Source organism: Flavilitoribacter nigricans DSM 23189 = NBRC 102662 (genome assembly GCF_002646595.1).
GTDB lineage: Bacteria > Bacteroidota > Bacteroidia > Chitinophagales > Saprospiraceae > Flavilitoribacter > Flavilitoribacter nigricans.
In genome coordinates this window covers 149,573-176,467 of sequence record NZ_PDUD01000001.1, presented here as the reverse complement: position 1 = coordinate 176,467, position 26,895 = coordinate 149,573, and the positions used below count along the sequence as shown (strand labels likewise).

Below are 26,895 nucleotides of genomic sequence, written 5' to 3'. Positions count from 1 at the left end.
TATCACTCCCTTTTGCCGGTCAGATTTAAGCGAATACCCCCGTAAAAATTGATGCCCGCCGCCGGTTCGTAGTACCGTCCGCCGAAAGCATTGATCCGCACATTATCACTGTATTGCGTATTGAGTAGGTTATTGATCCCGAAAAATGGAACCAGTGTCGCCCGGTCCAGGGGCAAACGGTATCCCAGACTGAGGTCGGTTACGTGGTAAGCCGGTTCGGTCGCGGTATTATCGTCATTAGCGTAAAATTCCGCAGTGAAGCGATGCTGCAAGCGGAGATTGAGGCCGTCTTCCGATTCGTAAGCAAGTTGCAGGGATAAAAAATGCGGTGGAATAGCGGGTAGCAGTTTGCCGCCGAGGTCTTTTTCGTCGATCACGTAATCGTCGTAGGTGAAATCGGAATAAGTGTAGCTTCCGCGCAGGGAAAATTGCCGGGACAGCTGGTACCGCAGCCAGAGTTCCATACCGTTGCGGATGGTGCTGCCGGCATTGCGGAAAAAGGTGCGACCGGGAAAGGCTTCCAGTTCAAAAGGTACCAGATCGTTTTTGGTATTGATGTGGAAAAAGGCCAGATCGAAGTCCAGGTCATTACCCAGCAGACCTTTGAAGCCGAGTTCGTAATTGTAGGCCCGCTGCGACCGGAGATCCGGATCAAAGCCCGCGGCACCGGAAGGGTTGGCCGACAATTCACTGAGGGAAGGCGTCTCAAAACTGGTGCGGTAACTACCGTACAGGTGCAGTTGGGGGCTTACCTCAAAATTGATGCCGATACTGGGGTTGAGGGCCGAAAGGTTCCGGGTACCCGACTGGTCACCGTCGCTGAGCAACTGATCGTCCGCTGCCAATTCGTTGAGGTCGTAGCGAAGGCCAAAAGAGAACAACCAACGGTCAAAGGAAAGGTGATCCAGCAGGTACAGACCCAGCGTGGAAAAACGTTCGATCTGGTCCAGCGCCAGATCACCTTTAACTCCTTCATTATTAGCAAAGCGTCTTCGGTCATCCTGTTGGATCGCCCATTCGTATCCGACCTGTACCGTATTGGAACCGCTCGGCAGGGTACTAACCTTTTTAAAGTGGCCACCCTGGCCGAAATAAGCCCGCTGCAGATTGATCCATCCGTCGGCCCCAATGGGGATCCGGCCTTCGAAATCCCGGTTGCTGTAAAATCCGTAGAACTGAATACTCTTGGTGTCATCCAGTTCGTATTCGTACTGGGTACCCAGTTTGAGCTGGGCAACGGATTCTCCGGCTTCAAATCTTACGTTCTGATCCCGGGCCTGCTGCCGGTCTTCGCGTACATCATCGGCATTGATGCCACCGGGATCATCGCCGACCGGACTGTTGGTATAGTTGAATTGGAAATTGAGTTTTGATCGGTCGGAAAAGTCGTGGAAGACCCTGGCGTTGAAGTTGGTGTTTTCCAGCCTGCTTTGTTCCCGGTATCCGTCGGTACGGGTGTGCGTGCCCTGCAGGATGGCGCGGGTCCGTCCGTGGACCCAGCCGCCGCTGAGCTGGTACTGCTGCATATTGAAGGATCCGAAAGTAAGCCCGGCATTGAGGAAATTACGGTCGAAATCCTGCTGGGTATGGATCTGGATCACCCCACCCGAAGCGTTGCCGTATAGGGCCGAAGAGGGTCCTTTGAGGACTTCCAGCCGGTCGATGATCCCAATATTGAGATTGTCGATCTGACCCTGACCGTCCGGTGTGGTTTCGGGAATGCCATCCACCACGATCTTCACCCCCCGGATACCGAATGCCGAGCGGGCACCGAAACCCCGGATGGAAATGCGCAGGTCCTGGGCGTAATTGTTGGCATTCAAACTGAATAGTCCGGGTACCTGGTAGAGGTATTCCTGCAGGGACAGCTGCTGCCGCGTTTCCTGCAGGGTACCGGCTCGGTAAGTTGCAATCGAAAAGGGCTGATCGAGGGTAGGGGTGGCGATCCGCAGCGCGCTCACCTGGACCTCGTCGAAAGTAACGCTTTTGAGGCTGTCCTGCTGGGCGCTCACCGGCAGGATCATAGCGCTGAATATGAGAAATGAAAGGAAAACTTTTTTCATATATAGTCGATTTAGTACTCTGGAACGTCTTGTGATTAAAGCAACAGAGCATGGAGTATCTTTCGAAATTTAAACTTTTTTCCGGGAAATCTCACAAGGGAGAATTCCCGGGGATGTGGATTGCGGGTTGCCGGGTTGGGGCAAAGTTGAAGGTCCGGAAAGGAGGCGATAGCTGTTACGCCATCAATATTGGAGCTCTTCCGGTCCATTCGGTCATGCTGATCCAACCCGCAACCCGTCCAACCTGCAATCCAGTTTTTCCATTAAAGTGTTGTTCTAATCTGGGGTGAGGGACGGGGTTTAGAACGTATACCTGGCCCCCAGTTCAACGTAACGCGGCGGCGCCGGTCCGGCAAATACGTTATTCTCTAGCTCTACCTCCAGTAATTCTCCGGCTTCATCGGCTTCACCGAGCAAACCGAAAGTATGGTATTCAACATTGGTCAGATTCTTTACTTTGGCCCAGAATAAAAGATGTTTCTGAACGGCATAGCGCACCGCTACATCCTGCCGGAAAAAGCCCGGGATCTGATCCAGTTCGTTCCCTTCGTCCCCGCGGATATACTGGGCGGAATTGTAGAGCTGGGTCCATTCCAGCTCCAGGTTTTCCAATAGCTGGTAGCTGATCTTGCCGTTGACGTTATGCCGGGGGATCAGCGCCAGACGGTCACCGGGCATCACGGTGATCTCCCCGTCTGTTGCCCGCGGGTGGTTCGGTGCGGCAATCTTGAACTGATCGCGGAAGGTGGCATCCAGCAGGGTGTAATTCAGCAGAATATTCCACCGCTCACCGATCTGCCAGGATACGCTATTCTCCCAACCCATGCGGCGGGTTTTGCCGATGTTATCAAAAAAACCGGAACCCCGCAGCGGACCCGCGCTCACAAAATAGATGTCATCGGATACCCCGGTGATAAAGCCGGTACTGGAAAAGCGAAACCGCTTGTTTTGGTAGGCGATACCGGCCTGGGTGGTTACGGCCCGCACCGTTTCCAGCGGAGGATCCGATAAGAAAGCATTGGGCAGGCGGCAGGGGGCATCCGGATCGGCACAACTGACCTCCACGGCTGTCGGATTCCGGGTGGAAGTATTGACGGCCCCGTGAAACATCCAGTTATTCCCCGCCAGATAATAAGCGGTAAGCGCACCCGAAAAATTGGAAAACCGGTGATCGCCGTTCAGGGCCGTGCCCAGTTGATCCCGCAGGATCAGACTGGAATGATTGTAAGCCCCGGATAGCTGGATGGCCAGATCGTTATTGATCACCGCACTGATCCCGGTGGTAGCGTGTAGGTTACCGATATCGGTGATCACATCGGTATCGAAGTTGCTGACGGATTGCCCCGATCCGGTAGCGGCCCGGCTTTCGTCAAAATCGCCCAGCTCGCCGCTCGCCTGGTAGTGGGCCCGGCCGACGCGATAGGACAGACCGGACTGGATCTCCCAGAAAACCGCTCCGGCCTGCCATTTGGTGTTGACCGAATAGGCCGCCGAAAAGGATTGCTGACTGATCTGGTTTTTGTTCAGAATGGCTTCGCTATTATCGTCCGTAGCTTCGATGCGTTCCCCGTTCCGGTCCATGGCATAATCATCCGCATCGATCTCTTCGCCTTCGTCATCGTCGTCGCCCAGTACCAGAAATACCGAACCGTTTTCGATCAATTCCCGGAAAGGCGATTCATCCCCGTTCAGGATATCCGTTTCCAGATCCTTGTAGGACAGTACCAGACGACTGCTGGTGAGATCATTCCAACGGTATTGCCAGCTGGCATTCAGTTCTGCCAGTTCATTTTCAGTTCGATCCGGATGCGTGAAGATCTGATCCCGCCATTCCTTACGGTCGAGCAGTTCCAGCGGCAGGGCTCCGTTGCCGAGCAGTTGGGTATTGGCGTATTGGAGGCTGAAGTCCACTACGTTTTTGCCCTGCTGGTAACTGAGCTTGCTGAAAACATTAGTGACGTCCGATTCGGAATGGTCCCGCCAACCGTCCTCCTGCCAAAGATTGGCCCCGACGTAGTAGCCGAAGCGGCCGTTGTTTGCACCGTATTCTGCGATAGCATTCATACGGTTAAAGGAACCGTAATTCAGGGCCAGCGCGCCTCCCGGATTGGTGAAACCCGATTTACTGGTGTAATTGATGGTCCCGCCGAGGGCATTCAGTCCGAAGAGCGGCTGGGAGCCCACAAATACCTGCGTCTGGTTCATCGCGAACGTAGGCATCAGGTCCCAGAAAACGGCGTCTCCCAGGAGGTCGTTCTTCTTTACGCCATCGGCGTAAACGGCCACCTCCTGGGATAGCCCGTAGAGCGGAGAAGTCTTAAAACCCCGGATCTGGATGTCTTGCCCGATCGGATTGGTCGTTCCGTCGTTCACATGTACGGAAGGAGCCATTAACAGCGATTCGTTCAAAAAGGATGCTTCTTTCAGCTTCTTGGCTTCCGATGACCAGTGCAGATTGCCGAAGGCATTGTCATTGTAAACGTAGTTCGAAAATGGAGAGGGGATCACAATGACGTCATCCAGCAAAATGGTATCGCTCACTTCCTGGCCAATTGCGCCGGAAGCGAGTAGGAGCAGAGATAAGCTGATCAGCAGGCTTTTCATAACGTGCATTCGTTTTTCGGTCTGTCGGCGAGGGCGGTCCCGGTCGTTTACAATCCGTAAGCGGCCGCAATCGCCTGGAATTTGCCGGGTTGCTCATCAATGATCCCATTGATCTCATCCATAAGTACGGAATCCTTGTCCTGGGTCAGTATCGCTACCTTCCACATGTAGGAAGTGTTGTATACCTTAAATCGGCTGTCGAAATTATCCTGATTGAGCTGGTAGAGCTTGGGCCCCCAGGCTACGACGGCGTCCACCTCACCCTGATCGAGCAGCTCCATCATTTTTTGCTCGTTGATCATGATCTGCAGGCGGATATCCTCCAGGTCGCCGAGGGTGGTCATAGGAGGCGCCTGCGCCATGGCTACCACTCTTTTGCCTGCCAGATCTTCGAGATCCTGTATCTCCGGATCCGCGGTTGCCAGCGCATACCCAATAGACGTATAGGCGTGGGACTGGCGCACTTTTTTGGGAATGAGCCAGGGTTCTTCCTCTTCGATCGGATGGCCCATCTGACAGTCGCAGATGCCTTTACGGATCCCGTCGCGGACGGGGCGGTTGAAATAGGCCGAGTTCAGGTAAACAAATTTCGGCACCTTATCCAGGCGCTCGGCCAGGTAGGTGGCGTAATCCTCGTAGATGCCTCCCCGCTTTTCATCGGATAAGGGTTCGTAATAATTCAACAGGCAAAAACTCAGGGTGTCTTTTGCCGGTTCGGTAGAAGCGGTGGTATCGGCGGAAGTGGATTCGGACGGGGCGCATTGCCAAAAGCAGCAACAAACACTCAGCAACAGGCCAATACCCGAAACTAGAGATGATATTTTTAGCATGGTATAAATTGTAAGGTTCAACGAAAAAGTAAAGTAAGCTGCGATGCGCGCCTGGAGAGCGGGACCAGTTGCCGTTCGAAGTACCGACTGCGGCAAAGGATAAACATCGCCATCCAGAACATGTTTAACGGATCTTTACATTAAAGACACCGCGCAACTTATTCTGTATCAAGGAAAAATTAAAGAAGGGCGTAGAGGCAAAACTGTACATTTTTTACACCATCAAGTACCTCTACGTTCCCTTCACCTTTCACCTCTCATTGTCCTTACAGGGCATATACCAGTACTTTGCCACCGGCGGGTGTGGCGTTCACCATATTTTCACCCATTTCACCACCTACGAAACCCGGAATAACCGTCGGGCGGCCTTCCACCACCGCAACGTACTGTTTGCCGTCGATCGCATAGGTCATGGCCGCAGCACCTACACCCGAAGTAGTTTTTGTGGACCAGAGTTCTTCTCCGGTTTTCGCGTTCAGGGCGTAGAAGGTACCCGTGAGGTCACCGAAAAAGACCAGATCGCCGGCGGTAGTGGCCGCGCCACCCGGGATGGGGAACTGGAGGGGCTTACTCCAGGCTTTCTTCTGGTTGGCAACATCCCAGGCAATGTACTCACCGGGCGTTTTGTCATTGTACACCATATTCCATTCTGTACCGAGGTAGAAATAACCCCGCTTGTATTCGGTTTCGGTTGCTTTGAAGTCCATGCCGATGTTGTTGGCGGGGATGTAGGCCATTCCGGTTTGCGGATTGTAAGCCATTGGCTGCCAGTTTTTTCCACCCATGAAGCTGGGGAATACGGCACTTACGGTATTGGTTTTAGTTAGTCGATATTTTGGATCTTCTACCGGACGGCCGGTTTCCAGGTCGATCTTCTCGGCCCAGTTGACATCCACGAATTTTTCGGCGGAGATCAGTTTTCCGGTGCTGCGGTTGATCACGTAGAAGAAACCGTTCCGGTCGGCTTTCAGCGCTGCCGGCTGTCCCTGGATGTCGGCGAGTACCAGTTCGTTTACCCCATCGTAATCCCAGGCGTCGTAAGGAGTCGTCTGGTAGTACCACTTGATCTCACCGTTTGCCGGATTGACGCCGAGCGTAGCGGCCGTGTAAAGATTGGTCTGATCGCCGTAGTCGGAATTGTCCGGACCGCGCATGGAAGCGTCCCAGGGCGAAGGATTGGAAGTTCCCCAGATCACCGTGTTGGTACCTTCGTCGTAGGAACCGATATACCAGGGTACTCCGCCACCGGTTTTCCAGGATTCACCCTTCCAGGTATCCGCTACGGATTCCGGCGTAGTCATGGTTTTCCATACTCTTTCTCCCGTGTTGATGTTATAGGCGCTCAGATAGCCTACCGCACCGTATTCACCGCCCCCGAAACCGGAGAGGACCACATCGCCCACGACGAGGGGTGGAGAAGTGATCACGGAACCCTGGGTGTAATCCACGACTTCGGTCGTCCAGAGTTCCTCACCGGATTTGGCGTTCAGGGCGGTCATTTTGCCGTCCAGACGGCCGACAAACAATTTGCCGTCCTGGTAGGCGAATCCGCGGTTGGAGATACCGCAGCAGGCGAAGCGCGCTACATCATCGGGTACCTGGAAGGCTTTCGTCCAGACTTTTTCGCCGGTTTTGGCATTGATGCCGTAGGTGTAGGCCGGTCCGGAGCCGGTAGTAACGTACATCATGCCGTCAATTACGATGGGAGTACACTCCTGCACTTCGCTGTTGTTGAGCTCAAAATCCCAGACCTTTTTTAAGTTGGCAACATTGGTGGTATTGATTTCATTTAAAGGGCTGAACCTTTGGTTGGTTTGATCCTTGCCATAGGCGTACCAGTCCGCTTCCTGGGGCACCGCCGCCATTTCAGTTTCAGCCGTTTCCGTATCCGTGGCTTCTTCCGAACTGGTGTCCGAATCACAGGATACTACCATCAGCATGCTGAAAAGCAGCAAGCTTAGTACGTACCAATTTTTCTTGGGAATTAAGGTTGGACTTTGCATAATAATTGATTTGACTTAATTAAATGAATGAAAAACTAATGGTTTATAATTCGTAGGTTTTGTTGATCAGTACTCAGAAGGGCAAGAAAAACCCTGCATTCAACTGTGTCTTTCCCGCTTTGTCCACATCGTCGGAGCTGCCCCCCAGCAGGTGAAAGCCCACATTGAACAGCGCTGCCCCAAAAGCCGCACGCCGGTAGTGGAAAGAAAGCCGGGTGTTGTTGTCGTTCAGGTCCGTATTGCTCGACTGGCCGTAATAGACCGCCAGCGTATTGGCGCCGAAGGCATAGGACCCCTGTACGTAGAAAGTGTTGGTGCTGTATTCATTCCCTCCATCACTGAGAATTGCCGTTCCCAGCAATACATCTTCCAGGCCGCTGCCACTGGAGAAGTAGCCAACGAGTTCCAGATGTTCCACGGCGGTAACTTTAGCGAATACATCAAAACCGGTAGCGTTCACCTCCCGGCCGGTTGCTGTCAGCGATGCCTGGTTGATGAAGGAGGTACTGGCGGTGAAGCCGTCCGAGGCGTAGGCCAGTTTTCCGTGGATGCCCGGCCGGGAAGGGTCGTTACTTACATCCGTCAGAAGCGCATCCAGACCCTGGTAGAGCCCCACCGTAGCGGTAAAGCCGCCGAAGTCCGGCGTCGTATAATTGATCTGGTTCAGACGGTCACAGTAGTAATAGCCATAGGCGATGCCACCGAGGGTGGTGAGTCCCGGGCTTTGCGGTAAAAAGCCGGCTCCGACCCCGAGCAGGGAGAAATCTGCGATAATGGCATCAAAGCCGAATAACCCGAAATTTCTACCTACAGTGAAGGTTCCGCTGGTTGGTTTGGAGGCGGTGAAAAATACCTGCCGGGCATCTACCTGTGAAAAGGCCAGCGCCTGGTTGGAAGAAAGGCCGTAGAAGATGCCGAACGTTGGAGTGACCGTCCAACCGCTCACTACTTTAGAAGCGGAAAAAGTCAGGGCCGCCGGTAAAAGTCCGTTCTGGATACTGTGAATAGAACCGTCTACATTCTCTGTGAATTCTAAGATGTAGTTGGAGTTGATGTACCCGCTTAGGTTCATATCCCAGCCGGTTTTAGTTCTCAGTGTATCCTGACCGTAGCCGGATAAAGAAAAAGTCAGAATTACAACCATTGCGAGATACCTGGATATCCCATTCCATGAAATGAATTGGTCAGTCATTGTGGTGTGTTTTAAATGATTAGGACAAATAGTACGGAAGGGCCATAGGTATTCCACCCAACAAACAGCCCTATTGTGGTTGTAATGATGACTAAGTCAATTAGAAATTCAGTTAATCAGAGATTGGCCGGGATTATTCGCCTGATCCTCCGGCCCGTCAAAATGTTATCAGCGTATCTCTTACCCGACTCGAAGTGGTTCGGATTTTCCAAACCAGTTTTAGGTCAGTTTAGGTCGACTTTTCAGAATACCCTGATCGATATGCTGCACAGACATGGCATTTTGGGGTACTGCAGCACGGGTGGAGCTCTTCTGCCGTGATTTCGGGGCGGGGTAGCGGGGGCTGCGTCAGTAAACGCATACGCCCCAGGGGCCCTCGCCGACATCGATATTCCTGATGACCTCGAAATTGCGAATATCGATGAGTGATATGTCATTGGATCCTCCGTTGGCCGAGATCAGCAGACCTCCGGAAAGGTCTTTGTCCAGGCCCCAGGGACGTTCTTCCACCGGTACACTCCGGCTTACTTTTTCATTTTCAAGGTCTACTTCCAGCACGCTTTTACCTCTGCCACCGGCGATATAGAGCGTTTTTTCGTCCGGGCTCAATACGATACCCACCGGCAGATTGCCTCCTCCGAGTTTGATGTTGCTCAGTACCTTGCGCTCACTGACATCCACCTTACTGATGTAGCCACTGGCTTCGCAGGTAACGTAGAGCGTTTCGGAATCTTTGGTGAATACCAGGTCCCGTGGTCTTTTTCCTACCGTCAGCATGCCGATTAATTCGAGTTGTTCCGTACTGACGAAAGCAAGCTCTCCTTCTTCTTCGCAGGTTACCACCACGATCTTCCCGTCCGGAGAGACCCGGACTCCTTCCGGTTCCTCACTGACCTCAATCTCTTTGATAATCGCTTTTTGGGCGATATCCACTACAGAGAGTTTCCCGACGTCCTCATTTGCGATGAACAGGTATTTACCGTCCTTGCCGATATCAAACTGCTCGGGGTCCGATCCGGCGGGCAGGATCTGCAGGACCTCCATCTTCTCCAGATCGATCTCCGCAATTCCGTCGGCTGACTTATCGACGCCTTTGGCGGCACATTCTTCCTCATCCACCCAGGGCGGACATTTTGGGGAGCCGCTGACGGCCACGTAGGCCCGGCCGGAAGCCTTGTTTACCTTCACCCCTCTGGGGCGTTTACCCACCTCGATCTCCTTGCGGACTTCCTGGGTAGCCAGATTCAGAAAGCTGATGGACTGCCCATCTTCGTTGGTGATGATCGCCATGCCTTCCGGACTGGGTGGCGTCGCTTCCGGCGGTGCAGATTGCTCCCCGGAGGCTGCTTCCTGATCGTTGCAGGCCAGTACAAAAATAAGTCCGAATAAGATCCAAAGATGGCGGTACATAGGTTATCGTTTTCGCGTTTCGGGATTATAACTGCTGAATGGATTGCAGATAGGACTTGATATCCGTTAGTTTCTGGTCACTCAGGTGGTCCCAGGGCGGCATGGCCGTTCCCTGACGGCCTTTGATCAGCACAAAATCGATCATTCTGAGGTAATTGTCTCCGTAGCGTTGCTGGATGCCCCGCACATTGCGGTTGTCTACATGACCGTGGCCGTTGCTTCCGTGGCAATGGGCGCAGCCCAGAATACCGTTAAACAGAGTTTGTCCCTTTTTGATGTCTCCCCCTACCGGGATCTCCGGCACGTCGTCCGGCACGGTGATCACATTATCGGTAATGGCCTCGCCGGGAATGAGGGTCCAGGTGCCGTTGTCGTAAGCATATTTTTCACCCTGTGGCGGCTTTGGATTTTCCGGTGCAGTGCCGTGCAGACTCACAATGTAGTGGGCCAGACCGGTGATATCCTTTTCGCTCAGCATTTCGCCCCAGGCGGCCATTCCTTTTTCGGGCACACCGTTAACGATGACCGCCTGCACCTTTTCCATGTCCGCACCGTGAATGAAATACTCATCCGTCAGGTTGGGACCGATATTTCCACCGCCGTCCGCACCGTGGCAGGGTGCACAGGTCGTGCCGAAGAGCGTTTCGGCCTTAGCCAGTTCTTCTTCGCTGGGACCGTCCTCAAAGAGGCTGCCCATACTGTCGAAAAGTTGTCGGGGAGTAGCGCTGAAGCTTACGAACAGCCCCACTACGGCCAGGATCAGAAAAGCACTACCGACGAAGTTGCGAAATATTCTGATCCCCTTTTTCCTAATGGACAGCTCCTGTATAGGATTTTTTTCCAGGCTCCTCAGGGCAATGTACAGCAGAGCCAGAACCGACAGCGTAATGACGATCATTACGGAGGTAAAAGAATGATGCATATATTAATGATGATGTATTAATTCCTGAATTGTTCGGTGTCTGCGGACGAATACCGACCGACTATTGCACCGTCGTCGTGCGGTCCGGACACTATGCGGACCGGTTGCGAAATTTTAGAATTTCACTGGCATCCGGAGTATCTATAGATTTCTTGAATTGCTGAGGCGTGATCAGTTCGATCTTTTTGAATTGCCGGATGAAATAGCTGACGTTATTGAATCCGGAAAGGAAAGCAACTTCCGAGATCTGCAGATTGCGTCTTTCTTTCATCAGGCGTTTGGCAAACTTGATCTTTTCGCCATTGATGTAGTCAATAGGTGAAGTGCCGAGCGTGTTCTTGAATTTGCGATAAAAATGTGAGCTACTCATACAGGCCTTCTTGGCCAGGGTCTCGATACTCATATTTTTATCGGTAAGGTGTTCCTTGATGTATTTGAGCACGATGCCGATCCGGGAATCGTTGAATATTCCCAGCTGGTCACTGAGCAGGTGGTATTTTGCTTTGGTCTGCAATAGGCGTACGATCAACTCCTGGATCATCAGGTCCAGCAGGATATCTTTGGAACTGTTACTGTTGAGAAAGGTATGCACCAGCCGGTCGATCAGGTGATTGACCTCTTCATTATTGGTCAGGTGCGAGGAAGTTTCGTCCAGTGTCCAGTTGTTGTTTTCCTCTTCAATGGCGGTGTATTGGTTGAACTTATTGACCACATCCGCGATCTTATCCGGATCGATCCCCAAAGCGAGACACTGGGTGGGATCGTTCTTTTTGGCCAGCGGAAAATCAATGATCATTTTTTTATCCGAAGGAAGCACTACGGATTCGCCGGGATAAAAATCAAATTCCTTCATGCCATCGAGGTGCATGATCTTTTTCCCGGTAAGCATGATGGCAATGATGGGAAACCCGAACTGTAATTCTACATTTTCGGCAAACTGATGGGTCTCGAAAATATTGAGCTCGGCATATTCCGCGCTGTAAGTTGATCGATTCTCCACCAGGGTAGTCAGTTTTCTGGACTGATGGTGTTTCCCTAACGCCTGCTTCATTCGTTATTATGTTTTGCCATAGATTATTTTTCCTCCTGAAAAAACTTTCTATAGGTTGAAAATAGGTTTATATTTTGGATTTTCCTTCCATTGTAGAGTAAAATTTGGTTAAAATGGCCTGAATGATAGAAATGTATCATCCTTTAAGATAATCGTTGCATCAATATGGCTTAAATGATCCAACGGGCGTTTTATAGTCTGGAATAATAAATATTTATAAAAAAAAGCATTCTGATAAATAGCAGATTTATAGTGAATTAGATCATAGGGTGTGAAATTTGATCCAATTATCGGCAGGACGAGTAAGGGTAAAGCCGATTGCTAAAAGCCCGGATGCTCAACCGTGAAAATGATAGGATCGTACTGTCCGGCCATATAAAAGATGTGTTTTTTGATTGCCCACCCGGATTAGGTAAATTGGCGATTCGGAGAGGCTAAAATGGGCGTATCCAATACCGCTGAGCTCTCCTTGGATCGGTATTGCACTCATTTTAATCCATTCTAATCTTACCGTGGCGCCTTCTGCCGGGCTGCAGAAAAGCTGTGGTACCCATTGAACCCAATGGTTTCTGATTGGTTTTTATACAATACTAATCAAAACAGCTAGGCGGTACTTATGGCAAACAGCAAATTACTTTCTCCCTATACCATAAAAGATACAGTGTTCAGGAACCGGATCGTGGTATCTCCCATGTGTCAGTATTCCTCCGCAGACGGTTTTGCGACGGACTGGCATCTCGTACACCTGGGAAGCCGTGCTACCGGAGGGGCGGGATTGATCATGCAGGAAGCTACCGCGGTGAGCCCGGAAGGCCGGATCACCTACGGGGATCTGGGCATCTGGAAAGAGGAACACATCCCCAAACTCCGGCAGATCGTTCGGTTCTTACACGACCACGGAGCAAAAGCCGGCATTCAACTGGCCCATGCGGGCCGGAAAGCCAGTTGCAAAAAGCCCTGGAACGGCGGTGCCCAGATCCCCGCGGAGCAGGAAAACGGCTGGACCACCGTAAGCGTCGGCCGGGAACCGTTTCGCGAAGGACAGGAAGCTCCCGTTGCGCTGGACGAAGCGGGTATTCAGCGAGTAATTGCGGACTTTGTCCAGGCTACCCGCCGGGCGAAAGCGGTGGGTTATGATGTGGTCGAAGTACACGCAGCGCACGGATATCTGCTGCACCAGTTCCTTTCACCGTTAACCAACCGGCGGACCGATGCCTACGGCGGGTCGTTTGAAAACCGCATTCGTTTGGTACTGGAGATCACCGCTGCGGTTAAGCAGGAGTGGGGTGCCGGGAAGCCCTTGTTTGTAAGGATATCGGCCACGGACTGGACCGATGGTGGCTGGAATATCGAAGACAGTATCCAACTGGCCGGCCGGCTGAAAGCTCTGGGAGTTGACCTGATCGATACCTCTTCGGGCGGGAATGTTCCGCACGCCCGCATACCGGCGGAACCCGGGTATCAGACCGACTTCGCGGATCGCATTCGCAACGAAGCGGGGATTGCCACCGGAGCGGTTGGCCTCATTACCAGTCCGCAGCAGGCGGAAGACATTTTGAAAACCGGGAAGGCCGATTTGATCTTTCTGGCCCGGGAGAGTTTGCGTAATCCCAATTTTCCGCTATATGCCGCATTTGCCTTAGGAGATACGGTTGCCTGGCCACAACAATACGAGCGCGCCCAACCCGGTATGCATTTTTACCAGGCCGACGCTCAGGAAGGGTAGGAGTGGCTGGCTTAGTTTTCGATTAGATCCAGTTTAACTTTGGCGTCGAACTGGTAAACATCCAGCATGACCCGGGAGATCAATTCGAGAGCGAGATCGATGTCCTGACCCACGATGTGGTTAAAGTGGATCATATCGGGATCAGTTCTGGGTTTTTTCCGGCTGCCCAGTTGCATTTCTTCCAACTCAATACCAAAGGGCTTCAGCACCTGTACGGCGAGGGCCTTTTGATCCTCTTCCCAGTTGATGGTCGGCAGGTCGAAAAAGATCTCCTGGCCTTTGCCACCGGCAAACTGGACAAATTTCCCCGATTTTTCTTCCTGGATGATCACAAAGGCATCGGAATTGGTGCGCTGTTGCAGGTCCTGAAAGGCTTTGCGCAGTCGCTTCAGGGTACTCTCAGCCAGGAGTTTGCTTTTCGGAGCCGGTTTCGCTTTGGGCTTTGACGGCCGCTTAGCGGGTGTCTTTTTCGGCGCAGCTGCGGTCTGGGATCGGATCTGGGTGCCGATCGAGAGAATGAATTCCCGCGCTTCGTCGGCGTGTTCTCCGTCCGGATTGTTCTGCAGGTATTGGAGGTAGGCAGCCACCGTGCCGGCCTTTTGCGTGCCGGCCCATTCGTCCTCTAAGCTTCCCTTTTTCAGAAATAGATACTGTCCGCCTTTATGCCCCACTCCGTAGAGGGGATTTCCTTCGGGAAGTTGTTCGTAGTTGGACCGGGTCTGTTCAATCACCCGGTCTACCAGTTTAGCTACATTCAGGGCGGAATTGCGGTTCCAGCGAAGGGTATCCATGATGCTTTCGGCAAAGGGACTGTTCTCTCCGGGAACACCGTCGTAAACGGCTTCATCGTGGCGTCCGGAGCAGATCGCCCAGCGGGACGGAATGCCCGCCAGTTCGTGCAGGGCTTCCAGCGAACGACTCGCCCCCCGTACAAAAAGCGTTCCCGAAAAGCAGGAATCCGAGATCAGTAGGGTATGCAGGGAGCGGAAAGTCTCGATGTATTCCCTGATGGTGGAATTGCGGATATAATCGGCCGTATTGCTCACTTCCGCATCGGTAGGTATCCAGTATCCTTTACCGGTCTCTTTGTTCAGGTGCCCGTGCCCGGAGTAGTAGATCAGCAATTTGTCCTGGGGGCCGATCTTGTGCTGCAACTGGTCCAGGGTAACGATGATATTGCGCCGGGTAGCCGCTTCATCGAGGATGGTGAGCGTGTGTTCCGGCAGGAGATCGTATTCTTCCTGCAGCAATTGGGACAGGTCCAGTACGTCCTTTACGGCATTGTTGAGGCTCGGAAAATCGTGGTATTGGTTGATGCCGATCCCGAGAAACCAGGATTTACCGGTAGGGGAAAGGTCGGCAAGATGATCAGATTCGAGTTTGATCCCTTTTTGTTGGGCTGGGTCTTGAGGCATGAACGTCTGCATTTATTACTTGTCAGAGGGAAGATAGCATTTTTCGTCAATTGTACGGATGTGCAACTACATTCGGGAAAAATTTTTTGCCTTCGCGAAAACGCTTATCTTCATTGCGAACAGCCATTCCAAGGCAACTCAACTTTAACCAACTATTATTATGCAAAATCGAAAAACCGACCCAAAAACAAATTCGCGGCGTTCGTTTATTAAAAACAGCGCCCTCGCTTCCTCTATCTTTATCGTACCACGGCATGTACTCGGCGGAAAGGGATTTATCCCACCCAGTGATCAGCTGGTACTGGCCGCCATCGGATCGGGCGGTAAAGGCCGCAGTGACATTCTCAACGCTTCCGTTAAAGGCCGGGAAAAAGTAGCGGCCCTCTGTGATGTGGATTTCTCCGGTTCGGCCTCCGCTTCGGTGGAAAACTTCCCCAAAGCCAAGCTGTATGCCGATTACCGCGAAATGCTGGATAAGGAAAAAGACATCGATGCAGTGACCATTTCCACGCCCGATCACGTGCACGCACCCGCCGCTTCCTACGCCATGCAGCGGGGCATTCACGTATACGTCCAGAAACCGATGACCCACAACATCCAGGAAGCCAGGATGCTGACCAAAATGGCGCGTACCCATAAGATCGTGAGCCAGATGGGTAATCAGGGCGGCTCCAACCCTTTGCTGGGCATGGTGCAGAAATGGGTGGATTCCGGAAAACTGGGTAAGATCTCCAAAGTTCAGGTGTGGACCAACCGTCCGGTCTGGCCGCAGGGATTTGCCATGCCGGACCCGGCGCCGGATCAGAAGCCGGAAGATCTGCACTGGGATCTGTGGCTCGGCCCGGCCAAGTCTATGCCTTATACCCCCAACCTGCACCCCTTCAACTGGCGGGGCTGGTGGGATTACGGAACGGGTGCCCTCGGCGATGTCGGCTGTCACCTGATCGATATTCCATTCCGTACCCTGGGACTGAAATACCCGACCGATGCGGAATGTAGCGTCGGCTCCGTGTATACCCAGATGTGGAATGCGGATTACCATCCGGAAGGATGCCCGCCGTCTTCTTTTATCACCTTACACTTTGCCGCAACGGATAAGAGCAAATCCCCGATTGAAATGACCTGGAGCGACGGTGGTATTCGTCCGTCTCACCCGGAGATCATTCCGGCCGATAACGATATCGGTGGTGCCAATAGCGCGAACGGTGTATTGATCATCGGCGAGAAAGGGATTATTTCTACCAATATCAACGACAGTTCGCCCTTGATGCCTAAGCTGTATCTGAATGACGGTACCACGGAATTCGGACCGGAAGTGGAGGAAAACGACGAGCCGGAATACGGACACCACCGCAAGTGGGTAGATGCCTGCAAAGCCGGATTCGGCAGTAAAGAGCATAAGGAGCTGACGTCCTCTTTCGACTACGCCGGCCCGATGACGGAAACCGTGCTGATGGGGAACCTGGCTATCCGAAGCTACATGCTGAGAAAAGAGAATAGTCAGGGACGGATGGAGTACTACGGACGGAAAAAACTGCTGTGGGACGGTGAGAACATGAAGATCACCAATCTGGAAGAGGCCAACCAGTTTGTGGGTAGAGACCACCGCAAAGGCTGGGAAGTTTAATTCGGGATATCCCATTTGAAATGGAATAAAAAATAGCGCCATATCCAGGGATCGACCCGGTTATGGCGCTTTGTTTTCAAGCTGGTGTATAATTGTCGGCGATTGAGCCGTGGTTGTTACTAGCTTTCTATGGATTCGAGTAAGTCTTCCGCAATGTTCTGGTGAACGTACTGCTGGGAACTTACATTACGGGCAAAGTTGAGAAACTGACTGGTTTCGGTGTTCGCCATAATGTCTTCCGCCTTTTTGCTGAAGGTCTTATGCATAGCGACGACCTTTTCGAGATAGTCTTCCGCCATTTCGTCCAGTTCGTCTTCATCCCGAATGTCTTCCAGAAACTCCGCGTAGTCCGAAGAAATGGTGGTCGGTAGTACAATTTTTGCCTGACTGGCTATAGATTGCAGTTCCTGTTTCAGTTGCTGGTGATCACTGCTGAGCGCTGTGGCAAATTCGCGCAGACGATCATCGGTGGATCGTTCCGCGATCAGCTGGGACAGTGTGTCGGTGAACATAAAGTAATTGGCAAATTCAACGGCAAACTCGGCATCATCTTCCAGGACCGTATCGTCAAATTTCTCTTCATTTTCTTCTTTTGCTTCTTCTACCGGGCCGTCACAGGCGACAAAGAAAGTACTGCCGAGCAGGAGGACAAAAAATAAGTGAAGTACAGTTTTCATGGTTGTATGGTTTTTTCTTTTCTAACAATGAAATGGGGAGTCATGATCGCTGGGGAGGGCGATAATCCCAAATACCGGGGCAAAAACCGAATTTTGGGATGAAAGTGAAAAATGATCAGCGCTCTGGGAATGTTTGGTGGATTATTTTGGTTGAAATCCCGGATAATCTGGGGGAACTCAATTGAGAGGATCTGTAATTTATTGATAATCAATAGGAAGTTGATGTGCGGGAATTGGACGGTATAGAAGTGGAGAATGATTGATAATTTAATTGCAGCGTTATAATCGCCTGCGCCAAAGTTGCCATCCTGAACCCATAATGGGATCGGGAAACCAACTATCGGCCTGGCCGGACCAAAAAACATACTTATGAAATGGTTTGAAAGATCACTGAAGGAATCGGAAAACGGAACCAGCGAGATCCGCTTGCTGGAACCGCCCGTACTGTACGAGCAGACCCAAAAGATCATCAGAAAGATCGAGGATTTTTACCAAAGTGATTTCATCGCCTATTGGGGATCCAACAGTAGCAGCATGTCGACCAGTGATGTGATTGTTCTGAATGAGATCCTGAAAAAGAAAAAGCAAAATGGGCAGTTGTTCCTTTTCGTAAAAAGTCCCGGTGGGTCCGGTAAGGTGGCGCTGCGTATGATCCATTTGCTCCGCAGCTTTTACAAACGTATTGTGGTGCTGGCGCCGGTAGAATGTGCCTCCGCCGCTACCATGTTGGCCCTGGGTGCCGATGTGATTAAGATGGGACCACTGTCTTACCTGACCGCCATTGATACTTCGGTCACCCACGATCTGTCGCCCGTAGATGCGGATGATGACCTGGTTAGCGTCAGTCAGAATGAACTGGACCGGGTTCTGAAGCTCTGGAACGTTGAGCGTCGGGAAAAAGAACAGAATCCCTACAAGGATCTGTACAAATATATCCACCCGCTGGTATTCGGAGCGGTGGACCGCGCCAGTTCCCTTTCCATTAAACTGACCAATGAGATCCTGGGGTACCATATGGAAGACGAGGAAAAGATCAATTCGATCAGTAATCATCTCAATGCGGAGTATCCCGCCCACGGTTATCCGATCACCGCCAGGGAGGCCGCAGCTCTGGGGTTAAATATCGAGACCCTGGAGGAAGAAATCCACGAGCACCTGATCGAGTTGAACAATCTCTATTCGGAAATGGCCCAGCGGGCTTATACCGATTACGATGAGTATCGCTATCACGACAACCAGATCATGGCGATCCTGGAATCGGAAGACCGGCAGATCTTCTACCAGCGAAACAAGGATATGATCTGGCGGAAAGAGGACAAACAGTGGATAAGCGCAAACGATCAGTCTTCCTGGATAAAGGTGGAAAAGGATCAGAAACGACCGTTCTACATTCGTTGATCCGGTTGGTATCGTAGCTGCTGTTTTATTCCATGGATAGGAGTGGAGGCCTGCTCTACGATTGATGTAATTCCTCTTTTATCTGTCGGGCGTGCAAACTCAGGATCCGCGCCAGGATGAGCACACTCAGCACGATCCAGACCAGATTGAGCCAGGACCAACCCTTATCCACGATCGCATTTTCGGGTTGTGCGGGATCGATAAAGACCTGGATCTCGTCTCCGACCCGGAAGCGGTCCACAGCCTCGGAATGGCCGTCTTCCGATTTGTAATGGTATCGATCCGAAGTATAAGTCTTACCCCTGAAAGTGTATTCGTACGCAAAGTGGTAATTGGTGCGTGGATGATAGAGATTGGAGGAATGCTCCGTTTGGGAACGCGTAACCCGGGCCGTCACCTCGGTGACGCGCTCGTCCTGAAAATAGACCCAGAAGGCGCGGATCCCCAGGAACAGGAAAAAGAGGCTCATCAGCATCAGGGGCAATTTGAAATCATCGGGCCGGAGGAGGGAGGAAAAGAATTGTTTCCAGTAGTTCATAGCTAGCGGGTTATGCGGCCTGCAAGATAGCCAGCCAGACGGAAAATGCGAGCTGACGGCCGGAATTCAGCTAAGAATAGCAGCCGGGAATGGGGAACACCCGGATCAAAAACAGTATCTTCGACAGACAACTTCAATAAATAAAACAAAGAACATGCCAACGCGAAAGATCAACCGTAAAGATTTTTTGAAACAGGCTGCAGTGCTTTCTGCGGCACCATTTATTGCTCCGCATTTCTATATCGGGAAGTCCAAGCCCAAACTAAGCGATGAAGTTATTGGTCACGGTAAGTTTAAATACCGGGTACACCAGCAGTGGGGAGATCTGGATCCTTCGAAAACGCCGGTGAAGAACTGTCACGAAATGGTGATGGACTCCAAAGGGCGTCTGATCATGGTGGGGGATGAAACCCAAAACAATATCCTCATTTACGACAAATCCGGAAAACTGCTGGATTCCTGGGGAACCACCTACGAAGGTGGCCACGGCCTGACGCTCTGGAACGCCGGAGGTGAGGAATTCCTGTTTATCTGTGACACTACGGGCTATGTAGCCAAAACGACCCTGGACGGTAAGGAACTCATGCGTATTGAACATCCGTCAAAAGTAGGCGCTTTGGAAGAGGATAAGCCCTTCCGGCCTACGGAAACGACGATCGGCCCCAACGGCGATATTTACGTTGCCGACGGTTATGCATCCAATTATATCTACCAGTACAACCAGAAGGGAGAATTTATCCGCAAGTTCGGCGGTGCCGGCGACGAAGACGATCAGTTCCAGACCAGCCACGGCGTCTGTATTGACAATCGCAACGCTGCCAATCCGACGCTACTGGTTACCTCCCGTTCCCACAATGCCTTTAAGCGGTTTACCTTAGACGGAAAGTATCTGGAAACGATATTCCTGCCCGGTGCTTTTGTCTGCCGCCCGGTTATTGACGGGGAGAATCTCTACGCGGGCGTATGCTGGTCCCGCCTGAAATACCTGAACCGTACGCCGGAATCAGGTTTTGTTACCATTCTGGATAAAGACAACAAAGTAGTGTCCAATCCGGGAGGAACAGCGCCAAAATACCGCAAGGGCAAATTGCAGGTAATGGTGCAGGATCAGGCGATCTTTAAACATTGCCACGATGTATGCATCGATGAAGACAAGAATATTTACGTATGTCAGTGGAATGCTAATCAGACCTATCCGGTAAAACTGGAACGCGTATAGGACCCGGTCGGGGTTAAGTACCGGAATCCTTACTGCCGGATCGTTTGCGATGCCGGCAGTGGGTAGAGGGATCGGCGATCGCCAGTGCGGGATCATCCCGTTTTAAATTGGTGCTTGCGATCCCTTTATCCCGGTGGTTCACTTTTTAACCGATCAGGTGTTGATTCCGGCCTTCTTTGGCCGGTTTGTGTCCAAATAGAAAAAAGACATCCATAAACCTGTTTAGTTATGAGAACCACAACCCCTATTTTATGTGCGCTGGCCTTACTCAGCCTGTGCTTTTCCTGTGATAAATATGCACCGGCTCCCTTAGCGGATAATATTGGAGACCAGGCCATTGATTTTTCCAATCTGCGGATTGGGCAACGCAGTACCTATGTGCTTTACGAAGCGCATTGTAACCAGGACCAGGCTGAGGTTTATTCCTACGAGGATACGCTCATACTGGAGGTCCTTGGCGGCGAGGAACCCGGAACTTTCCAGCTTAGGGAATCCATCTCATCCGTATTTCATCCTATTTATTATCCCGTCGACAATTTGTCCGCTGAAGGATTGCACCTGCCGGAACGGGAGAATTCGGCCCTGTTCTTTTTCTACGGTGCGGATCATTTGCAATTTAAGTTTCCAGCTGGTTTTGAAGGGCTGCCGCTGCGGCAGGAAGATTGCCGACTCTATACCCCTCTGGGGCCTTTTGTAGGAGAGGAGATCGGCCAGATCGATTCCCTTGATTTCGGGGATATCCTTCTGACGGACAAGCGGGTCGTATCCTGCGTACCGATTGTTTATGATCTGGAAGCTTATCTGATCTACGATGAAAATCAGCTACATATGAGTTACACGATCTTTGAGGAGGTTTTCGGAATGGATACCACCTACCGGGCCATGGCCTGGAGATTACTCGAAGAATAGAACGGACCTTACCTAAATGCAACATCCCGCTTCCAGAGCCTGGAACCGGGATGTTGCGTTTAAATTAATTACGGAAAGTAATTATCTATCTGTCTTCTTCGACCTGCTGGTACATTTCCTGAAAGCTGGACCAGGGCACTTTGCGGTAATGGTCATCCGCAAAATAGGACGAGATCTGCTCAAACTGCTTTGGCGTTTTAAAGCCGACCACACACTGGATCAGGTTTTGCTCTTCATCCAGGAAAACGACCGTAGGGAAACTCAAACGGCCGCCCATCAGTTCTTTGGCCAGATCATGGTAGCCACGTTTCCCGTTTTTGGAATAGCCGTAGTTCTTATCCTTGAACTGGATCTCTTTGGTCTGTTCGGCGTCGAATTTTACCGGATAGAAATTCTCATTGATGTACTGGGCGATCTTGGGGTCACTAAAAGTGATCTCTTCCATTTTATCGCACCACTTACACCAGGAGGTATATACGTCAACGATGATCTTCTTGGGTTCATTGGCCGACTTCTCCATCGCCTCTTCCAGGCTCATCCACTGTATCTTTACCGGCGGCTGGGCTCCCTTAATCGTCAGTTGGGCCTGAACGCCAAACACGCTTAAGAACAGAAGTCCAATGATTATACTAAATTTTTTCATCCCTTCAAATGCTTATATGATGGTTAAAAATAGTAACTATCAAACACTTTTGCTAGGTCTGTTATGGTATTCTCTTATCACTTTAAACTAAGTTTAACGAATGACCAGCACCGCACTAGAGAAACCTTAACAAATGCGGGGCATAATGGATTTCCAGATGGTCTTCCAGCAGCCGGTGGACCTGGTAGGGAGCGTGTCCGATGGTGGGGGCAGGCAGTCCTTCCTCCAGATAATGCGGCGTGCGGAAGATACGGGCCTCATCCCAGAGACCGGTTTTTTGGAAATGTTCCAGAATGACCTGTCCGCCTTCCACCATCAGGGTCTGAATATTTCGCCGATGCAGTTCCCGCAGCAGTGCGCCGAAAAAATCCTCGGGTTCAAGCTGAATATATTCAGTTTGTGTAAACTCGTGATCCGGTGGATTTTGGTGGGTAAAGATTAGGGTGGGGATCGAATCGTCAAATACATGCAGATGGAGCGGCAGGCGCAGATTCCGGTCCGGAATGACGCGGATAGGGGAGGAGCCGGGAAAAAGCCGGGTATTTAGCCGGGGGTTGTCGTACAGGGCCGTGCTGGTACCGACCATAATGGCGTCTACCTCCGATCGCCAGCGGTGTACCAGGCGCTTGGAATAGCCGTTGGTTAGCCAGAATGGTTTTCCGTCCGGCAGCCCGAGGTAGCCATTGGCCGAGACGGCGTATTTTAAAATGAGGTACGGACGCTGTCTGGTAACAAAGATATTGCGTGGTGCACTCAGCAATTTACCGGCTTCCGACAGTACGCCCTCCACGACTTCAACACCGTGCTCGCGGAGCCGGGCAACGCCCTCTCCGTTCACGCCGGGGCTGCGATCAATATAGGATATGACCACTTCCGGGATCTTTTCCCGGATGATGAGGTCCGTACAGGGGGGCGTACGTCCGTGTACCGAACAGGGCTCCAGGGATACATAAAGCGTAGACCGGGGTATAAGGTGACGGTCTTCAGCCGAAACGGAACGTACGGCTTCCACCTCGGCGTGGGGGTGCCCGTAGCGGGTGTGATAGCCTTCACCGATGATCCGGTCCTGGTAGACGATCACGGCGCCTACCGTTGGGTTGGGAGCCGTGCTGCCGGTGCCTAATCGCGCCAGTTCGAAACATCTTTGCATATATTTTTCGGCTAATACCAGCATTTATTCTCTGTTTTTAACGGATCGTAAAAATACATTTGGTGCAAAAACGCATAACTACTTTTTTCAATTACAAATTTTGGTTAAATTAGCCCTAGATAAGCGAAAGAGCCTTCTTTCCTGCATTCCGGTATGGTAGGAATGATTCATTTGTAACCCCGCGACACTCCCTCTTTTCCAAAAATTCTTCGTCCCATTTCATTATCAACCAGCAGCATTAGTAAACACCAATTCGTAACCAACTGTAAAAATTAAAAAAGTGTTATACAAAGTCAAACTAAAGAATGCCGAAGAAGAGGTACTGCTAGATGATAGGGTATACGAATACCTGACCACGGACGCCTACCTGGTCAAAGTGGACTTCATCAATAACCTGAGACGGCACTCAAGTGGATGCGCGGTTTTTCAAAAGACGTGGAAAAAAGCAGATGGTGGTTACAAGACCGAAACTATTTACCTGCACAAACTGGTTGCCGAAAAATTTTTGGCAACGACCAAAACGTCCAAGAAAAATCTGGTTGGTGCCAAAAACGGCAATAAGCTCGACTGCCGGTTGGAAAATCTGGTGTACCGATCCCGTTCGGTAGCAAGCCGGAAAAGAAAAACCAGCAGTAAGGTCGGTTATACGGGCGTCTACAAAGAAAATAACCGCTACCGCGCGGTCATATCCATCGACCGCAAATCGGTCCACATCGGTATGTTCTCAACCGCTGAGGAAGCCGCACTGGCTTACAACAAAAAGTCCAGAGAGCTGTACGGAGAGAACGGCAAAGTAAACGTGATCAAGCCGAACAGCAAAAAAGAAATGGGAGAAGATTAATACCTTTCCCTCTCCAAATTACCACATCAGACTACCGCATTTTTTTTCACGGCCCGGGTCATTTCTCTTTTTCCCGGCGGACCCGGTAGTGCTTCAATCTCGAAACCAATTGATTTCAGCGTTCTTTTGACTGACCCTTTTGCACAATAGGTAGTCAGCACACCCCCTGTTTGCAAAGAGCGGTACATGATCTCCATCACGGGTGCTTCCCAGAGTTCGGGTTGTGCCCCGGGGGCAAACGCGTCGAAGTAAATGACGTCAAAGGTTTCGGAAAAATCCAACTCTTCGAAGCGTCGCAACAGTTTGGTAAAGGTGAAATGCGGACTGAACCGCTGCGGCTCATTCCATTCGCATTGATGGATGGCCAGGAATTGTTTCTGCCATTCGCCGCTTTCCAGAAGGGCGGGATAATTGAGCTGTTCGGCTTCTTCCAGGCTGATCGGAAAAGCCTCCACCGCGGTGTAATCGATCTGAATGCCGTGCTTTTCCGATTCCAGCAGGGTCATAAATGCATTCAGGCCGGTACCCAGACCGATCTCCAGCACGGCCAGCGATTTCCGGCCGGTCATTTTGTAATAAAGACCCGATTCGAGGAAAACGTGCTGGGATTCCTGGATGGCTCCGTATTTGGAATGGTAGCTCACTCCGTGCTGCTCGGAAAAAACAGAATGGGAACCATCCTGCGTTTCGAAAATTCGCGGTGATGTCGCCTTCATACCCAACACTTCTTTACTGACTGAATGGGGCCGGCTTCGCACGGCAGGCCCGTATATTGCTTGAGAAAGTTCGCTTAGGAATCCATCGGAACTTCCAGGTGTTCCTTAATATTGTGAACGGTGATATCGAGGTGGGAACTGTGGTACACACATTTGCCATCCCGGATCAGTAATATCTGTGGAGATTCGTGCCAGACGCCGTAATCTTCGGCTATTTGATTAGAGATCGGACGATGGCGCAGCAGGTCCAGGAAATAGACTTCCACCTGGGTATCGTCCAGGTCCCAGTAATTTTCCAGGCGATGTTTGGCCAAAGCGCTGATAGAACAGCTGGTACTATGCTTAAATATAAGACAGGGTACCTCCTTCGAACGCTCCTGAATTTCGTGGATCTGTTCGACTGAGTTAAAAGGAATCCAATTGATCATATAAAATTATAAGTAGCTTATTTGATAGATTTCACTATCTCTTTAACCACTTTAACAGCCGTATCGTTCACAGAAAAATTATTTGGACAACCGTAACCACGGTTACAAGAGGAGAAAGACGCCGCCGCGCCCAAAAGAATAAGTCCAACAACCAGACGTTTCATCTTATTCAACTTCATGGAGTTTTTATTTTCGATATGTTCAGGAATCAAAATTTCCAAATGTTAAAATCTTATGGGTTTAACGCCCATGGATCAGATTCTAGTACACCGGATTCATTAGGATAACACAAAATTAGTAAATTGTACTTATTAACCGGCAATATTTTCCACCTTACTTATTTTATTCCTACAACAAGCGGTGCGTTAAGTTGTTAATATTTTCGGTTTTCTTATTTTTGCGAGCGGATTGTCCGAAAGCGTTATCAGGTCTTTATGAGTCACTTCCACTTTCGGCTACCAACAATTGAACACTTATCAATTTCACCATATCAAATTTAGTATGGCAAGAGAATTAGCGTTACGCGATGCCCTCCGGGAGGCGATGATCGAAGAAATGAGAAGAGACGAGACCGTCTTTTTGATGGGCGAGGAAGTCGCCGAATACAATGGTGCTTACAAAGTAAGTAAAGGAATGTTAGACGAGTTCGGCCCCCGCCGCGTGATCGACACTCCGATCGCCGAGCTGGGTTTTGCCGGTATCGGGGTAGGAGCTGCGATGAACGGCCTGCGTCCGATCGTTGAATTTATGACCTGGAACTTTGCCATCTTGGCTTTCGACCAGATCGTAAATAATGCCGCCAAGACGCTTTCTCAGTCGGCCGGTCAGTTCAAATGTCCGATCGTATTCCGCGGACCTTCCGGTTCGGCCGGTCAGCTGGCCCAGCAGCACTCCCAGACCTTTGAAAGCTGGATGGCGAACGTACCCGGACTGAAGGTGATCTCCTGCGTGGATCCGGCGGATTCCAAAGGATTGCTGAAGTCAGCCATTCGCGATGACGATCCGATCTGTATTATGGAGTCCGAAATGCTCTACGGCCACAAAGGCGAGGTGCCCGAAGGTGAATACCTGGTGCCGATCGGCAAAGCCGCCGTTCGCCGCGAAGGTACGGATGTAACGCTCGTGAGTTTCAACAAAATGGTACTGACCGCACTGGAAGCTGCCGATGAGATGGCTAAGGAAGGCGTATCCGCCGAGGTGATCGACCTGCGTACGATCCGTCCGCTGGATCACCATACGATCGTTGAATCCGTGAAGAAAACCAATCGTCTGGTAGTGGTGGACGAATCCTGGCCATTTGCCGGGGTATCCGCCGAAATTGCCTACGAAGTACAGAAATACGCTTTTGATTATCTGGATGCCCCCGTTACCCGGGTGAATTCCGCCGATACTTCTCTGCCTTACGCACCGACCCTGGTCGATGAGTACCTGCCGAATGCTGAGAAGATCATCAAAGCGGTAAAAGAAGTGAGCTACGCTTAAGTAGTATAGTGTAATAAAAGTAGCGGGGAGCCGGGTTTGATTATCCGGCTC

The 26,895-nt window shown here is 51.1% G+C and carries 25 protein-coding genes; 7 read left to right on the top strand and 18 right to left on the bottom strand.

Going from position 1 to position 26,895, the window contains the following annotated elements; translation table 11 throughout:
* Positions 1 to 2: 2 nt before the first annotated feature.
* From CRP01_RS00680 to CRP01_RS00645, 8 genes are all read right to left on the bottom strand, one after another.
* Positions 3 to 2,063: a TonB-dependent receptor family protein gene (locus tag CRP01_RS00680; RefSeq protein WP_099148053.1), complete on the bottom strand. Its 2,061-nt coding sequence runs from the start codon at positions 2,061 to 2,063 to the stop codon at positions 3 to 5.
* Positions 2,064 to 2,363: 300 nt separating this feature from the next.
* Entirely contained in the window at positions 2,364 to 4,667 is a 2,304-nt protein-coding gene (locus tag CRP01_RS00675; protein WP_170110167.1) for a TonB-dependent receptor, read from the bottom strand.
* A gap of 47 nt (positions 4,668 to 4,714) precedes the next feature.
* A complete protein-coding gene (locus tag CRP01_RS00670) occupies positions 4,715 to 5,497 on the bottom strand; it encodes a substrate-binding periplasmic protein (RefSeq protein WP_099148051.1) in 783 nt (260 codons plus the stop codon).
* A gap of 266 nt (positions 5,498 to 5,763) precedes the next feature.
* Positions 5,764 to 7,500, bottom strand: a complete 1,737-nt coding sequence (locus tag CRP01_RS00665; protein WP_099148050.1) for a PQQ-dependent dehydrogenase, methanol/ethanol family — start codon at positions 7,498 to 7,500, stop codon at positions 5,764 to 5,766.
* 73 nt (positions 7,501 to 7,573) lie between these two features.
* Entirely contained in the window at positions 7,574 to 8,572 is a 999-nt protein-coding gene (locus CRP01_RS00660) for a porin (RefSeq protein ID WP_394337752.1), read from the bottom strand.
* A gap of 468 nt (positions 8,573 to 9,040) precedes the next feature.
* Entirely contained in the window at positions 9,041 to 10,102 is a 1,062-nt protein-coding gene (locus CRP01_RS00655; protein WP_099148048.1) for a YVTN family beta-propeller repeat protein, read from the bottom strand.
* Between the two features lie 25 nt (positions 10,103 to 10,127).
* A complete protein-coding gene (locus tag CRP01_RS00650; RefSeq protein WP_099148047.1) occupies positions 10,128 to 11,024 on the bottom strand; it encodes a c-type cytochrome in 897 nt (298 codons plus the stop codon).
* 91 nt (positions 11,025 to 11,115) lie between these two features.
* Complete coding sequence (locus CRP01_RS00645; protein ID WP_099148046.1) at positions 11,116 to 12,075, bottom strand: AraC family transcriptional regulator; 960 nt, start codon at positions 12,073 to 12,075, stop codon at positions 11,116 to 11,118.
* A gap of 616 nt (positions 12,076 to 12,691) precedes the next feature.
* Between CRP01_RS00645 and CRP01_RS00640 the strand changes: the two genes are divergently transcribed.
* The gene (locus CRP01_RS00640; RefSeq protein WP_099148045.1) at positions 12,692 to 13,801 is read left to right on the top strand and encodes an NADH:flavin oxidoreductase/NADH oxidase; all 1,110 of its coding nucleotides are present in this window, start codon (positions 12,692 to 12,694) and stop codon (positions 13,799 to 13,801) included.
* 11 nt (positions 13,802 to 13,812) lie between these two features.
* Here the strand turns inward: CRP01_RS00640 and CRP01_RS00635 are convergent, their stop codons facing one another.
* Positions 13,813 to 15,216 carry a caspase family protein gene (locus CRP01_RS00635; RefSeq protein ID WP_170110166.1) on the bottom strand — a complete coding sequence of 468 codons (1,404 nt, stop codon included), beginning with the start codon at positions 15,214 to 15,216 and terminating at the stop codon, positions 13,813 to 13,815.
* A 160-nt stretch (positions 15,217 to 15,376) separates the two neighbouring features.
* Between CRP01_RS00635 and CRP01_RS00630 the strand changes: the two genes are divergently transcribed.
* The gene (locus tag CRP01_RS00630) at positions 15,377 to 16,843 is read left to right on the top strand and encodes a Gfo/Idh/MocA family protein (RefSeq protein ID WP_099148043.1); all 1,467 of its coding nucleotides are present in this window, start codon (positions 15,377 to 15,379) and stop codon (positions 16,841 to 16,843) included.
* Positions 16,844 to 16,962: 119 nt separating this feature from the next.
* Here CRP01_RS00630 and CRP01_RS00625 read toward each other — a convergent pair whose 3' ends face one another.
* Both CRP01_RS00625 and CRP01_RS00620 read right to left on the bottom strand, forming a co-directional pair.
* Positions 16,963 to 17,520 (bottom strand): DUF4142 domain-containing protein, encoded by a 558-nt coding sequence (locus CRP01_RS00625; protein ID WP_099148042.1) that lies wholly within the window; start codon positions 17,518 to 17,520, stop codon positions 16,963 to 16,965.
* On the bottom strand, positions 17,517 to 17,885 hold the full coding sequence (locus CRP01_RS00620) for a hypothetical protein (RefSeq protein WP_099148041.1): 369 nt from the start codon (positions 17,883 to 17,885) through the stop codon (positions 17,517 to 17,519). Before CRP01_RS00620 ends, CRP01_RS00625 begins: the two co-directional genes overlap by 4 nt.
* A 4-nt stretch (positions 17,886 to 17,889) precedes the next feature.
* On the opposite strand from CRP01_RS00620, the gene CRP01_RS00615 reads away from it, so the two are divergent.
* Positions 17,890 to 18,918, top strand: coding sequence for a Clp protease/crotonase-like domain-containing protein (locus CRP01_RS00615; protein ID WP_099148040.1), 1,029 nt, complete (start codon positions 17,890 to 17,892; stop codon positions 18,916 to 18,918).
* Positions 18,919 to 18,973: 55 nt separating this feature from the next.
* Here the strand turns inward: CRP01_RS00615 and CRP01_RS00610 are convergent, their stop codons facing one another.
* On the bottom strand, positions 18,974 to 19,456 hold the full coding sequence (locus CRP01_RS00610; RefSeq protein WP_099148039.1) for a DUF3592 domain-containing protein: 483 nt from the start codon (positions 19,454 to 19,456) through the stop codon (positions 18,974 to 18,976).
* A gap of 154 nt (positions 19,457 to 19,610) precedes the next feature.
* Here CRP01_RS00610 and CRP01_RS00605 point away from each other — a divergent pair, with 154 nt between their 5' ends.
* On the top strand, positions 19,611 to 20,675 hold the full coding sequence (locus CRP01_RS00605) for a 6-bladed beta-propeller (protein WP_099148038.1): 1,065 nt from the start codon (positions 19,611 to 19,613) through the stop codon (positions 20,673 to 20,675).
* Between the two features lie 13 nt (positions 20,676 to 20,688).
* On the opposite strand, the gene CRP01_RS43130 is transcribed toward CRP01_RS00605, so the two are convergent.
* On the bottom strand, positions 20,689 to 20,817 hold the full coding sequence (locus tag CRP01_RS43130) for a hypothetical protein (protein ID WP_262510308.1): 129 nt from the start codon (positions 20,815 to 20,817) through the stop codon (positions 20,689 to 20,691).
* Positions 20,818 to 20,903: 86 nt separating this feature from the next.
* Between CRP01_RS43130 and CRP01_RS00600 the strand changes: the two genes are divergently transcribed.
* Positions 20,904 to 21,584, top strand: coding sequence for a hypothetical protein (locus tag CRP01_RS00600; RefSeq protein WP_099148037.1), 681 nt, complete (start codon positions 20,904 to 20,906; stop codon positions 21,582 to 21,584).
* Between the two features lie 85 nt (positions 21,585 to 21,669).
* On the opposite strand, the gene CRP01_RS00595 is transcribed toward CRP01_RS00600, so the two are convergent.
* On the bottom strand, positions 21,670 to 22,227 hold the full coding sequence (locus CRP01_RS00595) for a thioredoxin family protein (RefSeq protein ID WP_099148036.1): 558 nt from the start codon (positions 22,225 to 22,227) through the stop codon (positions 21,670 to 21,672).
* A 115-nt stretch (positions 22,228 to 22,342) separates the two neighbouring features.
* Positions 22,343 to 23,401: a bifunctional diaminohydroxyphosphoribosylaminopyrimidine deaminase/5-amino-6-(5-phosphoribosylamino)uracil reductase RibD gene (gene ribD, locus CRP01_RS00590; protein ID WP_099148035.1), complete on the bottom strand. Its 1,059-nt coding sequence runs from the start codon at positions 23,399 to 23,401 to the stop codon at positions 22,343 to 22,345.
* 256 nt (positions 23,402 to 23,657) lie between these two features.
* On the opposite strand from ribD, the gene CRP01_RS00585 reads away from it, so the two are divergent.
* The gene (locus tag CRP01_RS00585) at positions 23,658 to 24,218 is read left to right on the top strand and encodes an AP2/ERF family transcription factor (protein WP_099148034.1); all 561 of its coding nucleotides are present in this window, start codon (positions 23,658 to 23,660) and stop codon (positions 24,216 to 24,218) included.
* A 26-nt stretch (positions 24,219 to 24,244) separates the two neighbouring features.
* Here CRP01_RS00585 and mnmD read toward each other — a convergent pair whose 3' ends face one another.
* From mnmD to CRP01_RS42100, 3 genes are all read right to left on the bottom strand, one after another.
* Entirely contained in the window at positions 24,245 to 24,934 is a 690-nt protein-coding gene (gene mnmD, locus CRP01_RS00580; RefSeq protein WP_099148033.1) for a tRNA (5-methylaminomethyl-2-thiouridine)(34)-methyltransferase MnmD, read from the bottom strand.
* A gap of 74 nt (positions 24,935 to 25,008) precedes the next feature.
* Complete coding sequence (ytxJ, locus tag CRP01_RS00575; RefSeq protein WP_099148032.1) at positions 25,009 to 25,362, bottom strand: bacillithiol system redox-active protein YtxJ; 354 nt, start codon at positions 25,360 to 25,362, stop codon at positions 25,009 to 25,011.
* A gap of 17 nt (positions 25,363 to 25,379) precedes the next feature.
* Positions 25,380 to 25,541 carry a hypothetical protein gene (locus tag CRP01_RS42100; protein ID WP_170110165.1) on the bottom strand — a complete coding sequence of 54 codons (162 nt, stop codon included), beginning with the start codon at positions 25,539 to 25,541 and terminating at the stop codon, positions 25,380 to 25,382.
* 322 nt (positions 25,542 to 25,863) lie between these two features.
* On the opposite strand from CRP01_RS42100, the gene CRP01_RS00570 reads away from it, so the two are divergent.
* Positions 25,864 to 26,844 (top strand): pyruvate dehydrogenase complex E1 component subunit beta, encoded by a 981-nt coding sequence (locus CRP01_RS00570; protein ID WP_099148031.1) that lies wholly within the window; start codon positions 25,864 to 25,866, stop codon positions 26,842 to 26,844.
* Positions 26,845 to 26,895: the final 51 nt, after the last annotated feature.

What these genes read in the sequence shown, in the direction of transcription:
- CRP01_RS00680 (WP_099148053.1), bottom strand. Translation starts at nt 2,063, where the DNA reads ATGAAAAAAGTTTTCCTTTCATTTCTCATATTCAGCGCTATGATCCTG.
- CRP01_RS00605 (WP_099148038.1), top strand. Translation starts at nt 19,611, where the DNA reads ATGCCAACGCGAAAGATCAACCGTAAAGATTTTTTGAAACAGGCTGCA.
- CRP01_RS00595 (WP_099148036.1), bottom strand. Translation starts at nt 22,227, where the DNA reads ATGAAAAAATTTAGTATAATCATTGGACTTCTGTTCTTAAGCGTGTTT.
- CRP01_RS00675 (WP_170110167.1), bottom strand. Translation starts at nt 4,667, where the DNA reads ATGAAAAGCCTGCTGATCAGCTTATCTCTGCTCCTACTCGCTTCCGGC.
- CRP01_RS42100 (WP_170110165.1), bottom strand. Translation starts at nt 25,541, where the DNA reads ATGAAGTTGAATAAGATGAAACGTCTGGTTGTTGGACTTATTCTTTTG.
- CRP01_RS00655 (WP_099148048.1), bottom strand. Translation starts at nt 10,102, where the DNA reads ATGTACCGCCATCTTTGGATCTTATTCGGACTTATTTTTGTACTGGCC.
- CRP01_RS00660 (WP_394337752.1), bottom strand. Translation starts at nt 8,572, where the DNA reads ATGAACCTAAGCGGGTACATCAACTCCAACTACATCTTAGAATTCACA.
- CRP01_RS00645 (WP_099148046.1), bottom strand. Translation starts at nt 12,075, where the DNA reads ATGAAGCAGGCGTTAGGGAAACACCATCAGTCCAGAAAACTGACTACC.
- CRP01_RS00665 (WP_099148050.1), bottom strand. Translation starts at nt 7,500, where the DNA reads ATGCAAAGTCCAACCTTAATTCCCAAGAAAAATTGGTACGTACTAAGC.
- CRP01_RS00630 (WP_099148043.1), top strand. Translation starts at nt 15,377, where the DNA reads ATGCAAAATCGAAAAACCGACCCAAAAACAAATTCGCGGCGTTCGTTT.
- CRP01_RS00670 (WP_099148051.1), bottom strand. Translation starts at nt 5,497, where the DNA reads ATGCTAAAAATATCATCTCTAGTTTCGGGTATTGGCCTGTTGCTGAGT.
- CRP01_RS00615 (WP_099148040.1), top strand. Translation starts at nt 17,890, where the DNA reads ATGAAATGGTTTGAAAGATCACTGAAGGAATCGGAAAACGGAACCAGC.
- CRP01_RS00640 (WP_099148045.1), top strand. Translation starts at nt 12,692, where the DNA reads ATGGCAAACAGCAAATTACTTTCTCCCTATACCATAAAAGATACAGTG.
- CRP01_RS00610 (WP_099148039.1), bottom strand. Translation starts at nt 19,456, where the DNA reads ATGAACTACTGGAAACAATTCTTTTCCTCCCTCCTCCGGCCCGATGAT.
- CRP01_RS00620 (WP_099148041.1), bottom strand. Translation starts at nt 17,885, where the DNA reads ATGTTTTTTGGTCCGGCCAGGCCGATAGTTGGTTTCCCGATCCCATTA.
- mnmD (WP_099148033.1), bottom strand. Translation starts at nt 24,934, where the DNA reads ATGAAGGCGACATCACCGCGAATTTTCGAAACGCAGGATGGTTCCCAT.
- CRP01_RS00650 (WP_099148047.1), bottom strand. Translation starts at nt 11,024, where the DNA reads ATGCATCATTCTTTTACCTCCGTAATGATCGTCATTACGCTGTCGGTT.
- ribD (WP_099148035.1), bottom strand. Translation starts at nt 23,401, where the DNA reads ATGCTGGTATTAGCCGAAAAATATATGCAAAGATGTTTCGAACTGGCG.
- CRP01_RS00635 (WP_170110166.1), bottom strand. Translation starts at nt 15,216, where the DNA reads ATGCCTCAAGACCCAGCCCAACAAAAAGGGATCAAACTCGAATCTGAT.
- CRP01_RS00600 (WP_099148037.1), top strand. Translation starts at nt 20,904, where the DNA reads ATGAGAACCACAACCCCTATTTTATGTGCGCTGGCCTTACTCAGCCTG.
- ytxJ (WP_099148032.1), bottom strand. Translation starts at nt 25,362, where the DNA reads ATGATCAATTGGATTCCTTTTAACTCAGTCGAACAGATCCACGAAATT.
- CRP01_RS00625 (WP_099148042.1), bottom strand. Translation starts at nt 17,520, where the DNA reads ATGAAAACTGTACTTCACTTATTTTTTGTCCTCCTGCTCGGCAGTACT.
- CRP01_RS00570 (WP_099148031.1), top strand. Translation starts at nt 25,864, where the DNA reads ATGGCAAGAGAATTAGCGTTACGCGATGCCCTCCGGGAGGCGATGATC.